Origin of the sequence: Asaia sp. SF2.1 (assembly GCF_000505765.1) — a bacterium.
Lineage (GTDB): Bacteria > Pseudomonadota > Alphaproteobacteria > Acetobacterales > Acetobacteraceae > Asaia > Asaia bogorensis.
This window is the reverse complement of sequence record NZ_AYXS01000023.1, coordinates 225,784-240,615: the sequence shown is the minus strand read 5'-3', so window position 1 is coordinate 240,615 and position 14,832 is coordinate 225,784. Positions and strand designations below refer to the sequence as shown.

Below are 14,832 nucleotides of genomic sequence, written 5' to 3'. Positions count from 1 at the left end.
TAATTGTGGAGCAATCGCTCCAACATCATGCATATGATAGGGCGCAGCCTGGTTTCAAGGATTTATGGAGCGATGACACCAAAAAAAAGCGAAGGCCCTTGTCGACCCCGAGGCCGACCCCCTGCCTTTGACCGTGCCACGGCTCTTTCCAAGGCGGTGAAACTGTTCTGGGACCGAGGTTATGAGGGCACGAGCTTTGATGATCTGATCACAGCCATGGGGATCAGCGCGTCGAGCTTCTACAACAGCTTTGCCAGCAAAGAGGCGCTCTATGTCGAGGCGATCGAAGCCTATGCGGAAAAGCAGGGGGCTTGGTTTGTCGAGGCCCTGTCGACAAGGGGGACCAGCTTCCAGGCCTTTGCCGCCATGTTCGATGCGGCAGCGACAGCGTTCACACGTGAAGATGCACCGGCTGGCTGCATGATTGCCGTGGCCGCTACTCAATGTTCACCGGCCCAGCTTCGTCTGCGTGACCTGATGATCAACCAGCGTCATCTGGCCGAACAGGCCATTCATGCCCGGCTGGAGCAGGGGGTGGAGGAGGGCGATTTGCCTCATTCCATCGATCCCGATGCCATGGCGGCCTGTTACGGAGCGGTTCTGGGGGGCATGGGTATTCAGGCCCGCGACGGGGCATCGCGCGAGAAGCTGCGTCTGGTTGGGAGAATGGCTCTGAATATGCTGCCAAATGGCGCGACTTGAGAAAAATTCTCATCAAGATCAGTCAAGATCGGGATACGTTAAGTGTCCGATACTATTTGAAAGAGAAGAAAGCCAATCCCGCATTGAATGATTGCCTTTCGGGTTTTAAATATCGCTCTATAGCGAGCTCGATAATCTTTACAGAATGTCTCAGGCGTTAGGTTGGGGCTTGTCTTGTCTCTGTTATAGTTCATAGACTGTATTGAAAGGTGACGACGCGGCCCATGTCCACTGAGAGTTCAGCCCCAGCTCCTGACGGTGAAACCGTGCCCGTTCCCCAGCCTCAGCAGGCCTCCGCGCCCAACCCTTATATAATGCCGCCTGATGTGCCGAATAATGATGCGGGTCAGGGCATCCATTTCGATTTTAACTGGGGGGCACGCGTCCTGTTGCCTAAGAGGCCTGATGGACGTTGGCGCGCAACGCTGACGGATCTCGATAATTCGACGATCATATTCCAAGGTGAGTTGGAGGAGGGCCACCTGTCCTCCACCAAAAAATTCTTCATCCGCTTTGCGGTGGATGTGGTGCGCATCGCGACTGATGGCACCGAGACGAAAGTGCTTCGTCATGAATACGATGCGCGTGACAAGCTGATTCTGGTGCAACTGCCGGTTGGTACGCTGGGCGATACGCTGGGGTGGTTTCCCTATGTGGCACGTTTTGCCGAGCAGAGTGGCGCGAGGGTCATCTGCTGCCTGGCGAAGGTGTTTATTCCGCTCTTTGCCGACGCATATCCCAACATCCAGCTGACGACGAAAGAGGATTTCGAGGCAAGTCCGCTGCGCTCGCAGGTTTATGCAACCTATAATATCGGTCTGTTCTTTGATGATACCGACAATATATATCAACCTTGCGATTTCCGGTACGTAGGGCTGCATCGCACCGCAGGCTATATCCTGGGGGTCGATCCCACCGAGGAAGCGCCCAAACTCGTCCTCGAGGACGATACGCGTCCGATCGAAGAGCCTTATGTCTGTATCGCCACGCAGGCTTCGGCCCAGTGCAAATACTGGAACAATCCCGGGGGCTGGCTCGGCGTGATCGCTTTTCTCAAAAAGCGGGGATATCGCGTCATCTGTATTGATCAGAAGCCTTTCAGCGGGGCTGGTATCGTCTGGAATCAGATTCCGAACGGAGCCGAGGACGAGACCGGCAACAGGCCGCTCGCCGAACGGGCGCGCTGGCTCAAGCATGCCGATCTGTTCATCGGCGTGAGCTCGGGTCTGTCCTGGCTTGCCTGGGCAGCAGGGACAAAGACTCTGATGATCTCGGGCTTCACGCATCCGAACAATGAATTCTACACGCCCTGGCGCGTCATCTCATGGCATGCCTGCAACTCATGCTGGAACGACCCCCGGCATCAGTTCAATCACAACGATTTCCTGTGGTGTCCCCGTCACGCCAATACCGATCGGCAGTTCGAATGCTCCAAGCTGATATCGACTGACGTGGTGACCAAGAATATCGCGCTCGCTCTGGACGCCTGAGCATTTCACTTGAACGGGGGAAGGCGCTCCCCCTTTCTCGCCACGATGTGCAGAGGGACATGGATATCGCTGACGCCCTCGCTGTCGTGCAAAGCGCCCGAATGCTGGTCGTGCTCAGAACTGTACATCGATAACGAGTTTGTCGCTGTAATTTCCCGTCGCGGGGGTCGCTTGATTGGTGAGTACATGCTCTGTGTAGGCAAAACTCTGCACGGCGATGCCGTCCAGCTTGTCGGCATTGGTTTCGGCTGTCGCGCTGCTGCGACGGGCCGATCCAGTGGCACCCCTGACCTCGCTCCCTGACTTCTTGTAAATGTCGTAGCGCAGCAACGCGCCAGCGCTGCTGCTCATGGCCCGGCTTGTGCCGTCTGCGTGATTGCCGGGACTGATACCTACCGTATAGCTCTGGCCTCTCGTGCACCCCACGCTGAGGGACTGATGCACGTCACCGAAGCTTGCAACGAACGGGCTCGGCGTGAACACCACATCGGGCGCGGTAAGACGACAATCGGCGGTGAGGGTGAACTCGACCGGTATGGTGACCAGGACAGGTGTTCGCTGGATGTCCTGCCCGATGCACAAGCCAAGTACGCCAAGGCCCCAGCAGACATCCCATGTCCAGCCGATGGTTATCGATCCGTGATAGGTACCGGCACTCACGCTATAGGGGCCAGAGGGAATGCGCAGATAAAGCGGCAGCGTTCCGCCCACGCCGTTGAACAGCCCAAGCAGTCCGATCAGACTGGTGGCGCGCCAGGAAATCACCTGCCCCGCCGCATAGGGGGAGGCGCAACTGGCTGAGTCACAGATCTGCAGGGGTAGGGTATCGCCCTTTTCATTGGTCAATGCCGTGATGGATTGGATACTTGCCGCGACTTCCTGGGTATAGGCCACGGAGAGTAATCCGCCCGTACAGGCAAATCCCGAGGCGACCAGTGTTGTGTTGCCCTGTGTGCTGAGCGAGAGCGATGAAAGTGCCCCTAGAGACGTTGTGCCGGGTTGTGTCACGGCGCAGGCACTTCTGGCGGCGGGGGTAATGAGTCCGCAACACAGGCCGATGGCCAGAATGGCGAGTGCTCTCATGGTTCCTACCCTCATGATTTCTGCCTGCAGAAAAGGGGGGTGGGCCGTCGCATCCCCTTTGTGACAGCGGGCGACGAACTGATCTTGACTGCACAGGTCTTGCCCGAGGCCAGAAACGCTGTCAGGCGATCCACACCCGTCAGGTCAGGCACGTAAGTCAACCCACCCCAGCCAACATAGATCACGTCATGGCCAGCCTTGACGCGCGTACCGACGGGCAAAGGCGTACCTTTCCCGTCATTGAGGCGGAACAGCGCTGCGCTTGTATGCCTGACCGGAAAATGCACCAGATAGCCGCTGCCATATTGTATGGCCACGCGCCGTTCGACCTGGCGTGCCTGCAGATCGGGCGAAAGAGAGAGGGTGTCGATCTCGTATTTGGCGGGATAATAGGAAATTGCATAAGGAACGAGAAGGTGGCCATTCTTGTCGGTCCTGCCGACGATCTGGTTCTCGTAACGCACCGGGATATTGGGCACACCGTCCGTGCTGATGACTGCGAAGGCATCCGACACCCGATTGCCAGCGAAAACCGCATGATCCATGACGGCAAGCGATCCCTGCGCCTCGGCCCAGCGTGTGGTGTCGTTCAGCGGGCCATAGAGTCCCCCTTGCAATTGGGTGACGCGGTTGCGCCATGTCAGCGAGGCCTGCATGGACCCCGGTGCGGATGTCTGATTTCCCGGGCCGGCATGCTGATAATTGGCATTCCAGCCGATACCCCCGCCTGGAGAGACTGACCGGCTTGCCGAGAGCTGCGCGATACTGCCACCGCCGGGCTGTCGGCTCCAGCCGGCGCTGGCCGTTCCGTAAGTGCCGAAAGGTATGACGATCTGGGCGTAACCGGCCCATCCACCCTCGTGACCGCCAAGATAACGATTGGCCATGAGCGAGAGGCTGACGCTTCGCCAGAGTGGAAGCGTGTCACCCAGCGTAGCGAAGCGGGTTCTTGCCCCTGTGGACGGGGTAACATCGAAATATCCGACGCTGAACGAGCCGAAATGTGGGAGGAGGAGGCTGGCATTGGCCTGCAGGCTTTTGCGCGGAAGACGCGTGAAGCCAGGCTCGTAGGTCGAAAGATCGGCAAAGCCCTGACTGCGCCAGATTTTCTGCGCGGAAATCGTGATATGGCCCTGTGTATATTGATACCCGGCGACGAACTGATGCCCTTCTTCAGGCAGGCGCTCTGTATCCGGGGTGTCGGTGTGGTCGGGCCTGTGACTGAGGCTTGCGGCCAGGTTGAGCACACCGAAACGTGGGCCAAGCCGTGCAAGCAGGCCAAGCCCACCCAGTGCAAGATGCGGGGCTCCCTCGATATGGGATTCGAGTGTCAGGTCAGACAGGATGCCGCGCCGGTACGAGGCATCGAGGTTCAGGGGGCCGTAATCCATGTCGCGCAGCCCATAACGTTTACGCTGAGCACCGAGTGAGACGGTGTAATCGCTGAATCCGGGCCGTAGCAGGGTGCTGGCGACATAGAACGGCACACTGGATTCCGTCTTGCGGCCCAGCGCATCGGTTGTAACGACCGTCGCCTCACCGGCGCCGTTGATATAGGGAATATTGGTCAGGCTGTAGGGGCCGGGCTGGACGTTGTTGTGCATGGTCTGCACGCCGTTGATCAGCAGATCGACGCTCGTCGGCACCGATGCCTGTCCCGAGAACTGCGGCAGGGGATAGGTGATGATATCCGGGCGTACCGCGAAATTGCGTGAGATCTGCAGACCACCCAGCCTCATCGTGTTCGACCACGCAAGCGCCTTGGTCAGAATGTCGCCCGCCTGGGCTGTCAGAACATGCGTCTGATCGGAATAGCTCCATGTGGTGTCGTAACGACGATAGGTTACATCGTTGCCTGCTCGAAATAATCCACCTGAAGCGCCGAACTGCGTCACCCCCGTATTCGACAAGGTGCCAAAATGGCCGAAAACTCTCTGTTCGCTCCACAGCGAAAAGCTGGAGAGATGGGCAGCCTGGGACGCATAGGCGTCGTAGTTGATAATGGCGCCCAGACTGGCCCGTGCCTTTGCCTCGCGTCGTTGTTGGTCCTTACGCGTCAGGATTTGCCGGGGAAGCCATTGTGGCGGCACATCGAGGATCAGGCGCTGTGTCGCGGGTTCGTAGCGGACAGCGAGAGCGCCGATTTTCAACGGATCGGCCGGGTCGGGGGCACGCTGGAGGATATGATCGCCAAGGCCGAGGCGACGCAGGGCCGCGTGGCTGATCAGATAACGCGTCTTCTGCATGGTGACAGGTATCACGAGGCCAGTATCATGCCCGTTGAGAACGGGGGCGAGATATAGCGTCATCTTCGCGGCCAGACCGGCTAGATCGGCCGGCCGCGGCGGTGGGGGAAGAGCGGCTCTCGCATCTCTCGGGCACAAGGCCAGTATCAGCATGGCGCACAACCCTGGCCGAGTGGGGAAATGCCTTTCTGAAGTGCCCCTGCCCGGGTGAGTCCTGCGTAGGGAGGGCAGGGGCGGCAGGTATTGTGAAAGCCGGGTTGAAGGCAGAGCATGTTTACGTTGCGCTGGCATTTCACAGGCGAAGCGGGATGGTCTCGCTCATGCGCGAATCATTAATGAAGGCCTGCAAGGCGCCGGACGCGGCGCCCGTCGGAAGGGGCCAGGCCATTTCACAGCCCGGCAGAACATACCCCAGAAGCCCGGTGGCCATCTGGGTGTGGCCGAGCGACACCCGGCTCAGCTTGGCATGGATGCTGCCCGTGTTGCTTACCACCAGCATCGTATGGCCATCACGATGGTCGAGACGCGCGATAAGATGAGGTTTTTCCTCAGGTCACTCGACATGGACGGGTTGGCAGCATCGGCAGGCGCGTTGGCGCCCCAGACAAAAAGCGGAATCGAATACCGCAGCTGGATCGCGATCTGAGAGGCACCTGCAACCGCATTCGGCTGGGCATCCGGTGTTGGAATTTCGTCAATCAGGACACGATAGGCGGCCTCGCTGTCATGGTTATTTCCGCCGGTGCGCATCAGCCTGATGAGTTGGCGCGTTCCGGGTTGCACCGTCGCCATCGGTGGGCTTGCGATAATGTCTGACTGCTCGTCGTAGCGGTCGTCGCCTTGCGCCTGGGTCCAGCGGAACACCCGTATCTGCAGTAGCACCGGCTTGCGGTCGTTGTTCTCGAGCCACAAGGCGCTGGCCTCGCTATCACGACCAAGTACCGGATTGACCGGCCAGATGGTGACGGACGAGGCCGCGAAAGCCGGCGCCTGATGCACTATCAGGGCAGCGAGAAAGCCAAGAGCACAGGTCTTGCGCAGGAGAGTTACCATTGGATCGTTACCGTCACTATGTCCGAATACTGGCCGGGCGGCGTGGTGCCATCCGGGGTGGCGCGCCCGTAGACGGGAGAGTCCAGGGGGGCGGGGGAGTGGCTCGTATCGAGGGTGAAAGGGGTGCCGGGTAGCAGGGCAATGCTGTAGCTGCTGTCGCGGTACAGGCTGTACGTCACACGTTCCGTTCCGCCATTGCGCATCATGGCGCGACTGCCGTTGAGCGGGTGCTGGCCATCATCGAGACTCATCATGACCGTTATGCCGGGCGTGCAGCTCAGGCTGATGGCCGAGCCGAAATCGAGTGTGCCGAACGAACCGACCGCGCCGCCCGACGCAGGAACAGCACCATTGATGGTGCAGCCGCCGATGATCTGGGCACTGACCGACACGGAGGTTGTTGTCGCTCCGCTGGCGTACGGGATCTGCCCAATAACGATGACAGACAGGCAAAACATGCTGCGAATGCGCATGTCTGTGGGCTCAGAACGAGATGGTTACGTTGATCGTGTCAGCATAGTCACCCGCCTGCAGGGGGGATGTGGCGTCTGCGCCGAAAGCCCGCCCGAATAGTCCAACCGTAAAGGTGGAGTCGTGGGCGGTGAGGGAAAACGGGGTATTGTTCTGCACCACCGTGGCAAAACTGGAATCGGTGTACAGGTCATAGGCAATGTAGGATGAGTCGTTGGCCAACGCATGATTATGGCCGCCACTCTTCTGGGCGTCGTGGGTGCCGCTGATTACAGTGAGCATTGGTGTGATACCGGGCGAGCAGGTGACGGTAATGTCGCCGCCACTATTCGAGCCCGCAGCAAGCACCCGGTTCGCTACCTGCTTGAAAAATGTTGTTTGGGTATCGAAAGCCAAGAGCCCCATTGCGGTATTGCCTGTAGGGGTTGTCCCTCCAATCTGACAGGCAGAGTCCAGGTGAAGCGAGACGCCAATCGTACCGGTGTAGGTCTCGCTTTCTGCCCTACATGGCGATGACAGGCGGAAGCCGAACAAACCCAGAGCAAGGAGCGCGTACCGGGCGGATAATGCGACAGGCCGTGCGGACAGGCTGGAAGATGACCGTGTGGCTGTAATAACCCCGGAATTATTCTGCGTCATATCATCCTCTTTGCCAGTACAGGATGATCAGCGTTGTCACGGATGACCGTTAACAATTGTCCTGCACGTATCAATTACATGGACCTTGAGGATCGTGATTCGCTTTGGTTCAGCGCGACGCCTCAGGCAATGTGTGAGCCTTTTTCCATCTAACCTAATATTCGTCAATAAATCGTTTTATCCCGTAAACAAGTTATCGACAGATTTGTTAAATTCAGTAAATAAACGAATAATCGTTATTGTTCGTTATCGGCCATAGGGCGGGTGTTCAGGTGTCAATTGTCACGGTGCGTCGTGACTGTTCCGATCATTACGCTATCTGGGGCAGCTTTTTGGGAGGGGTGCGAAGCAGGATAGTGCCGCCGCCCATTTCCGGTTGTCCCGTCGCCTTATGCAGCTCTGGCCCGCTCCGCGACTATCCCTGGCGGAATCATCATGTTCGTGATTTCAGTCTGATTGGGTACGGCATGATGAATTGACGAGGCATTCGCCTGGTCCCGGCAGTAGAGCGGCGATGCGCACAGGCCGTAGCGTTTTGCCCCCACGGCAGGGGTAAACGGAAACGGCCTGTTTTGCCCGGCGACGCCACTTTCCTCGGCTGCTTGGCCTGCAATGAGGCGCGAGGAGTCAGGAAGATCGCCCGTCCCCCTGCGCGGCGTTCAGCTTTCCTTGTCGACTGGCTCAGCGGCGCGAGGGCGATGTGGCCAGGCGGATCTTGACCTCACCCCACAGGGCTTCCTGAGCTGGCAAATCGAGATCGGCCAGTGTGCTGCCTGTTTCAGCCAGTACGGACTCCATTGTCTCGATGCGACGCGTGAATTTGGCATTGCCGTGCCGGAGGCAGGCTTCCGGGTCGAGCCCGAGCTTGCGTGCCAGGCTGGCGACAGTGAACAGTACGTCACCAATCTCGTCCTCAAGGCGGGCCTTGTCACCCCCGTCGAGTTCGGCCCTGACTTCGTCGAGTTCTTCCTCGATTTTTTCGAGAACCTGTTCCGGCCTGTCCCAGTCAAAGCCGACCCGCGCTGCGCGTTTGCCCAGCTTTTCGGCGCGTATCAAAGCAGGCAGGGCAGGGGCGATGCCTGCCAGCAACCCATATTCGGCTTTGGCGGTACGCTCAGCCTGTTTGTTGCGCTCCCACAGATCGGGGTCGAGCGTCTGGTCAGCAAAGACATGGGGATGGCGACGCACCATCTTGTCGCTGATCAGCCGCGCGACATCGGCAAAATCGAAACGCCCGGCCTCCTGGGCGATGCGCGCCTGATAAACCACCTGAAGCAGCAGATCGCCCAGCTCGTCTGGCAGTGCCTCCCAGTCCTCGCGGGCGATCGTGTCCATCACTTCATAGGCTTCTTCTATGGCGAAGGGAGCAATCGTCTCATGAGTCTGGACCCTGTCCCAGGCGCAGCCGGTATGTGGATCGCGCAGCCGTTCCATGATGGCGATCAGTCGATCGAGTTCCGCTGCGGCTGTCTGGCTGGCGACCTGGTGGGGTGGAAGAGGGGTGCTCAAAGGGGAGGCTCCAGTCCGGTGAAATGGCTCACCGGATCATAGGGCCCGGCTGGCTCAGTTTCCATCACCCTTGGGCGAGGGTTTCTGAAAGATCAGCGTGACCTGATCCGTATGTCCACGGATGTTCTTGTCGAACACAGGCAGGGTGTGATCATCGGTCGGGTTGCGCAGGACAGGGCTGCTGGAGACAAGACGGAAACCGGCTGTCTCGACCTGCTTCGTGATCAGGGCGGGATCGATACGGTGCAGTGTGGTCGGCGCCACGATGCCGGTGCCAGCCAAGGCAACATGGTCGATTACGACATAATATCCGCCCGGCTTGAGCGCCAGAAAGATGGCCTGATCCATGCGCAAGGCTGTCTCGGGACCCATGCCGCCATACACATCGTGATAGTTCTGCGATGTCCAGACCAGATCGAGCGGTTGCGAAACGTGGAAATCCACGATCGGCGTAACGACGACCGAGACATTGCTGAAGGCGGGGTTGGTAGCGATGGCTTGCGCTGTTTGGGAAAGCTGGGGATGACGCGCGGCCATTTCAGCAGGGATAACCGCAAACACATGACCCGACGCGCCGATTTCGAGGCTTAGCAGGCGGGTGAAATAGCCGCTGCCGGGCATGAGGTCAGCGACGGCGGCTCCTTTGGGCAATGGCACGAGCGCCAGCAGGTCGAGCGGCTTGCGCAGTGCATCGCGTGCACGATCTGTATCGGGGCGCGCCGGTGAGGCAAGCAGCCCTGCGTCGGACTTTTGCAGGGCGACCTGTCCCCGGCCTGACGATTCAGCGACAAGGGCCATGCCACCCAGCACAGGGGCGCCCAATGACTGGGCGCCTGACGCAAGCACGCTCCCCAGGATAATGATTGATGCCCTGAAGGCACCACGTCGCAGAGGGGAAACCTTCATGGGTATAATCCTGTCAGTGAAGTCCGGGCGCGGGACAGGGGAGTGGAAAATCTGCCAAGTCCACGCCGCGGACATGAAAACCGGAGAGGGTGAAGCTTGTCTTATCTGCCCCGTCTGCACAAGGCATAGAGACCCAGGATCATCACGACACTGGCGAGGCTCGCAAGAATGGTCTGGCGTTGCGCGGCCTGCGCCATCATGGCGAGCACAACCAGCCCGATCGCGCCAAGCGTGCCGAGATTGAGGACCGAGCCGAAAGGCAGGGTGAAAGCCCTGTTGGTCGGGTCCTCAAGGCGCAGGATGCGATGCGACGAAACGATCAGCCCGTAGATAAGCAGCATGACAGCGCCCGTCGCGCCCAGCAGGAAGGCAAAGATCAGCTTGGGCGAGAGGATCGAACAGAAGGCCACGACCAGACCGATAATGCTGGAAAAGGTGACGGCACGCTGGGGAACTTGGCTTTTGGAAAGCGTGGCAAACCAAGCTGGCGCGTCATTCAGCTCCGCAAGGCCGCGCAGAGTGCGCGACGTGATGTAAATGCTTGAATTCAGGCAGGAGAGAATGGCTGTGAAAACCACGATCTGCATCAGGGTCGCCGCACCCGGAACGCCGATGTGACGCATGACAGTCACGAACGGAGAATAACCCGGCTCGATGGCTGTCCAGGGTACAAGTGTCAGGATCAGGATTACCGACAGGATATAGAAAAGGGTGACTCGCACGCCGATGGTGCGCGTTACACGGGCCAGATTTTCTTCGGCGTTTTCCGATTCCGCTGCTGCCACAGTGGCGGACTCTGAACCAATCATGGAGAAAAGCACGGTCGGAACGGTCGCCAGAATGGCGCCCCAGCCATGCGGGAAAAAGCCGTCATGGCTGAACACGTTATGCACGATGCGTGGATGCGGGCCGACAAAGTGGCTCAGGCTGAGCAAACCCAGGGCGCAGAAGGCAATGATGGTCGCGACCTTGATGAGCGAAAGCCAGAATTCGCATTCGCCAAAAACACGCACCGAGACAAGATTGATGAGATTGACCGCTATGATGAGGGTAGGTGCCAGTACCCAGACGGGGAGTGCTACCCAGTCCTGCATGGCAATGGCACCGCCAATGGCTTCGGCGCCAATGGTGACGACCCAGAACAGCCAGTAGAGCCAGCCCGAGAGGAACCCTGCCCAGTTCCCGTGGGCTGTGCGGATGCAGTCGATGAACGTACCGATGCCGGGTCTGGCAAGCAGCATCTCGCCCAGCATGCGGATGACAATGACGACGAGGAGGCCGGTGCCGATATAGGTCAGCAGGATAGCCGGACCTGCCGCTGCGATGGCGGCTGAACTGCCGATAAACAGCCCTGCACCAATCACGCCACCAAGGGCGATCATGGCAATATGTCGGTCTTTCAGCTTGCCGCCATGCAAAAGAGGCGGCTCACCCTCGCGCGAAAATCCATGGTGTGAAAGATTATCTTTTTCCATCATATGTTGGACAAAGCCATGTAAATGCTTACTTCGTCCAGATGGAATATTTTAAAGAAGGAATGAATTGATGACACGGGTCTTCATCGACGGTGAGGCTGGAACGACAGGACTGGGCATCAGGGATCGCCTGCGCGGCCTGCCTGTCGAGGTTCTCTCGATCGATCCTGCCAAACGCAAGGACCCGCAGGCACGACTGGAAATGATGCAGGGTGCCGATCTTGTGATTCTGTGCCTGCCAGATGATGCGGCCCGTGAGGCTGTGTCCCTCACGGCGACTCTGGATACCGTACGCATCCTCGATGCCAGCACCGCGCACCGTATCGCCCCGCATTGGGAATATGGTTTCCCAGAACTCGATGCCGGGCAGACGGCGCGCATCGCTACGGCGCGTCACGTAGCGAATCCGGGATGCTATCCGACCGGTGCAATCGGATTGCTGCGCCCCCTGATCGATGCAGGCCTGATGCCGGCCGATCACCCCATCACCATCAACGCTGTCAGCGGCTATAGTGGCGGAGGACGCTCCGAGATCGAGGCCCATGAACAGAATGGCGGGCCCGCATTCGAGCTTTACGGGCTGGGACTTGCACACAAGCACGTGCCAGAGATCATGCATTATGCCGGACTGACCCGGCGACCGCTATTCGTGCCGTCCATTGGGCATTTCGCCCAAGGAATGATCGTCTCAATTCCCCTGCAACTGGCTGATTTGCCCGGTTATGTGCGCATTTCCGATATCGAGGCTTGTCTGCGCAATCACTATGCCGGGTCGCGTCAGATTAGTGTCGAATCAGCCGATGTGGCGCGCCTCGACGCCGCTGCGCTTGCTGATCAGGACACGATGGAACTGCGCGTCCATGGCAGCGAAACCTGGCGTCATGTGGTGTTGACGGCGCGTCTCGATAATCTGGGTAAGGGGGCTGCCGGAGCGGCGTTACAAAATATTTCTATCATGTGCGGGCTGGAGTGCTGAACTATCCGCTAATGATCCCAATAATAGGCGTTAAACCCTGGACCGTGGCTGCGCGTTTGATCTCGATTGAGGCATGATATCCCTATGCTCCCACCCCCCATCGAGCGCAGAAATCGTGACCGCATCGTGAGAGAACGATGCCCGGGTGCCGTTGTCCGCGCGGGGTACGTCATGCGAATGACTCTGTGCGGCATGATGGGTGGTGCATGAGCGACACAACGGCAAACACTGTAATCCAACCCGGAGGTCATGTGCTCGACTGGCTGCCGCTTCTGGCATGTCATGTCGATCCTGATGGACGTGTGTCCTATCTCAACAGGAACTGGTCACGGTTTTCGGGTTTTGAAGGGCGTGTTGCCCCGTTTTTTTGGACCGATCTGATCGACAGTTCGGAGCAGTCGCTTCCCTGTCGCTGTCCGGACAGGACGGAATACTGCGTTCAGCGCCATGTCACTCTTCGGCACCATGATGGTGCGCCCGTTCAGACGGATCTGCATTGGCAAAAGCTGGGCATGAACGAGGGAGGGGGCTGGCTTCTTTTTGGTCATCCCGAGGCAGATTTCCCTCTGCTCAATGCTTTCTCACCTCGCACCACCGCGCCGCAAACCGGGGCGGCAGAGAATCCTCGTACCCAGGTTCATGACGCTCACCTGCCTGCCGTTCATGCAGGTCTCGCGGCATCGGGTCTCGCCTCTGATAGCAGTGCTGGCAGCGATCCTGGCGGGCTTACCCTGCCTCTTTCATCCCCCGATATTCTCGACGCTCAGCGGCGGGCGACGGCAACGCACCGGCTGATGCGGTCTCCATCGGGTGACGCGGCTGGAGAGGATCGTTCTACTGGCACCGTCACAGGGCTTTCTGCCGAAGGTCGGCACGAGGGGGCTACGCATGATGTGCTGACCGGCCTTCCCACATGGCGTCATTTCGAGAGGGAGGCAGGCAGGCACTTCGAGCACGCGGCCGGTTCCGGGGAGAACCTCGGTTTCCTGCTGGTCGATATCGATTATCTCGGCGATCTCAACGATCTGTACGGGCGTGATATCGGTGATCTCGTTCTCAGGCTGGTCGCTGACCGCCTGACGTTGCTGACGGCTGGCGAGGGGTTGATTACCCGCAGTGGCGATGACGAGTTTTCGGTTCTTGTGACAGGTAGCGTCGATGCAGCCACACTTGCCGCTCATGCCCAGGCGCTCCTGAGTTTCGTTGATCTGCCCGTGCGTATCGGGACGCAACAGATCACCTTCGGGCTCAGCATCGGCGCCTCGCTCTACCCTCGCGATGGCGACACACTTGGACGGCTTCAGCACCACGCCCTGCTGGCGGTCAATGACGTCAAGGCCCGTGGACGCGGCGGATACCGGCTTTTTGATCCGTCCATGATCAGGCTCGGCGATGGCGTGACCGCCCAATCAAACCTGATCCGTGGCATGTTGCGCGATGATCTGATCTACCCGGCCTATCAGGCTAAGGTCAGTCTGATTGATGGGCATATTGTCGGGGCCGAGGCCCTGATGCGCTGGTACCGCGACGGTGTGGTGGATTGCGGGCCGGAATCCTTCCCTGAAATCTTCCGCTCCTATGATCTTGCAACGCGTGTGTCGGCCAGGGTGCAGGAGCGGGTATTTCAGGACATCGCCCTGTGGCGCAGGACAGGCCTTGAGCCACCCCATATCTCGATCAATGTCGCCCCGGTCGAGTTCATGCAGGATGACTATGCCGAGAAACTGCTTGCCCGTCTGGACAGGTTCGGTCTCTCGGCCCGGCTGATCGAGCTCGAACTGACCGAACATGTTCTCTATCAGAACAGCGAGCATTATCTGCATCGCGCCCTGACTGTGCTGCGCCGCGCAGGGATGCGCATCACGCTGGATGATTTCGGAACAGGCTATTCCTCGCTCAGTTTTCTGCGTGATTTCCCGATCTCGTCGATCAAGATCGACCGCAGCTTTGTCCGTCAGATCTGCACAGAGCCCTCAATGGAGGTCATTGTGGAAGCGATCATCCGCTTCGGCGAGGCCGTCTCGGTCGAGGTTGTGGCTGAGGGCATCGAGACTGCTGACCAGCTGGCTATTCTCCAGCGCATCGGCTGTCCCATCGGGCAGGGATATCTGTTTTCTCCACCCGTGGCATCAAGCGGCTTTGCGCGACTGCTCTCTGAGGGGCGCTCGCTGATACCGTGACCTTCCTTCGCCACGACGTGTCTTGGGGCTCTGTCGGGTAACGCATGACGAAGGAGGGTATAGATTGCCTTTTGTCCGGATACTCGCTAACAATCCGGCCAT

At 59.0% G+C, this 14,832-nt stretch carries 13 protein-coding genes; 4 read left to right on the top strand and 9 right to left on the bottom strand.

Annotated elements, in window-relative coordinates; translation table 11 throughout:
* Window positions 1-156 precede the first annotated feature (156 nt).
* Both P792_RS30505 and P792_RS30500 read left to right on the top strand, forming a co-directional pair.
* A complete protein-coding gene (locus tag P792_RS30505) occupies window positions 157-702 on the top strand; it encodes a TetR/AcrR family transcriptional regulator (RefSeq protein WP_031241046.1) in 546 nt (181 codons plus the stop codon).
* Between the two features lie 224 nt (window positions 703-926).
* Window positions 927-2,192, top strand: coding sequence for an autotransporter strand-loop-strand O-heptosyltransferase (locus tag P792_RS30500; RefSeq protein WP_081866741.1), 1,266 nt, complete (start codon window positions 927-929; stop codon window positions 2,190-2,192).
* 114 nt (window positions 2,193-2,306) lie between these two features.
* Here P792_RS30500 and P792_RS0119235 read toward each other — a convergent pair whose 3' ends face one another.
* From P792_RS0119235 to P792_RS30465, 9 genes are all read right to left on the bottom strand, one after another.
* Window positions 2,307-3,275, bottom strand: a complete 969-nt coding sequence (locus tag P792_RS0119235) for a spore coat protein U domain-containing protein (protein ID WP_051395903.1) — start codon at window positions 3,273-3,275, stop codon at window positions 2,307-2,309.
* A gap of 11 nt (window positions 3,276-3,286) precedes the next feature.
* Window positions 3,287-5,584, bottom strand: coding sequence for a fimbria/pilus outer membrane usher protein (locus P792_RS30495; RefSeq protein ID WP_161630846.1), 2,298 nt, complete (start codon window positions 5,582-5,584; stop codon window positions 3,287-3,289).
* Window positions 5,585-5,813: 229 nt separating this feature from the next.
* Entirely contained in the window at window positions 5,814-6,020 is a 207-nt protein-coding gene (locus P792_RS36045) for a hypothetical protein (protein WP_051395902.1), read from the bottom strand.
* Window positions 6,008-6,574 carry a molecular chaperone gene (locus tag P792_RS30490; RefSeq protein WP_051395901.1) on the bottom strand — a complete coding sequence of 189 codons (567 nt, stop codon included), beginning with the start codon at window positions 6,572-6,574 and terminating at the stop codon, window positions 6,008-6,010. Before P792_RS30490 ends, P792_RS36045 begins: the two co-directional genes overlap by 13 nt.
* Window positions 6,568-7,047: a spore coat U domain-containing protein gene (locus tag P792_RS30485; RefSeq protein ID WP_023979143.1), complete on the bottom strand. Its 480-nt coding sequence runs from the start codon at window positions 7,045-7,047 to the stop codon at window positions 6,568-6,570. Before P792_RS30485 ends, P792_RS30490 begins: the two co-directional genes overlap by 7 nt.
* Before the next feature lie 10 nt (window positions 7,048-7,057).
* Entirely contained in the window at window positions 7,058-7,684 is a 627-nt protein-coding gene (locus tag P792_RS36630) for a spore coat protein U domain-containing protein (protein WP_023979142.1), read from the bottom strand.
* 681 nt (window positions 7,685-8,365) lie between these two features.
* On the bottom strand, window positions 8,366-9,193 hold the full coding sequence (mazG, locus tag P792_RS30475) for a nucleoside triphosphate pyrophosphohydrolase (RefSeq protein WP_023979140.1): 828 nt from the start codon (window positions 9,191-9,193) through the stop codon (window positions 8,366-8,368).
* A 54-nt stretch (window positions 9,194-9,247) separates the two neighbouring features.
* On the bottom strand, window positions 9,248-10,099 hold the full coding sequence (locus tag P792_RS30470; protein ID WP_023979139.1) for a class I SAM-dependent methyltransferase: 852 nt from the start codon (window positions 10,097-10,099) through the stop codon (window positions 9,248-9,250).
* Between the two features lie 101 nt (window positions 10,100-10,200).
* Window positions 10,201-11,577, bottom strand: a complete 1,377-nt coding sequence (locus P792_RS30465; RefSeq protein WP_235075478.1) for an amino acid permease — start codon at window positions 11,575-11,577, stop codon at window positions 10,201-10,203.
* 67 nt (window positions 11,578-11,644) lie between these two features.
* Between P792_RS30465 and argC the strand changes: the two genes are divergently transcribed.
* Together argC and P792_RS36040 are read left to right on the top strand one after the other, a co-directional pair.
* Entirely contained in the window at window positions 11,645-12,550 is a 906-nt protein-coding gene (gene argC / locus P792_RS30460) for an N-acetyl-gamma-glutamyl-phosphate reductase (protein WP_023979137.1), read from the top strand.
* 206 nt (window positions 12,551-12,756) lie between these two features.
* On the top strand, window positions 12,757-14,730 hold the full coding sequence (locus tag P792_RS36040) for a bifunctional diguanylate cyclase/phosphodiesterase (protein ID WP_023979136.1): 1,974 nt from the start codon (window positions 12,757-12,759) through the stop codon (window positions 14,728-14,730).
* Window positions 14,731-14,832: the final 102 nt, after the last annotated feature.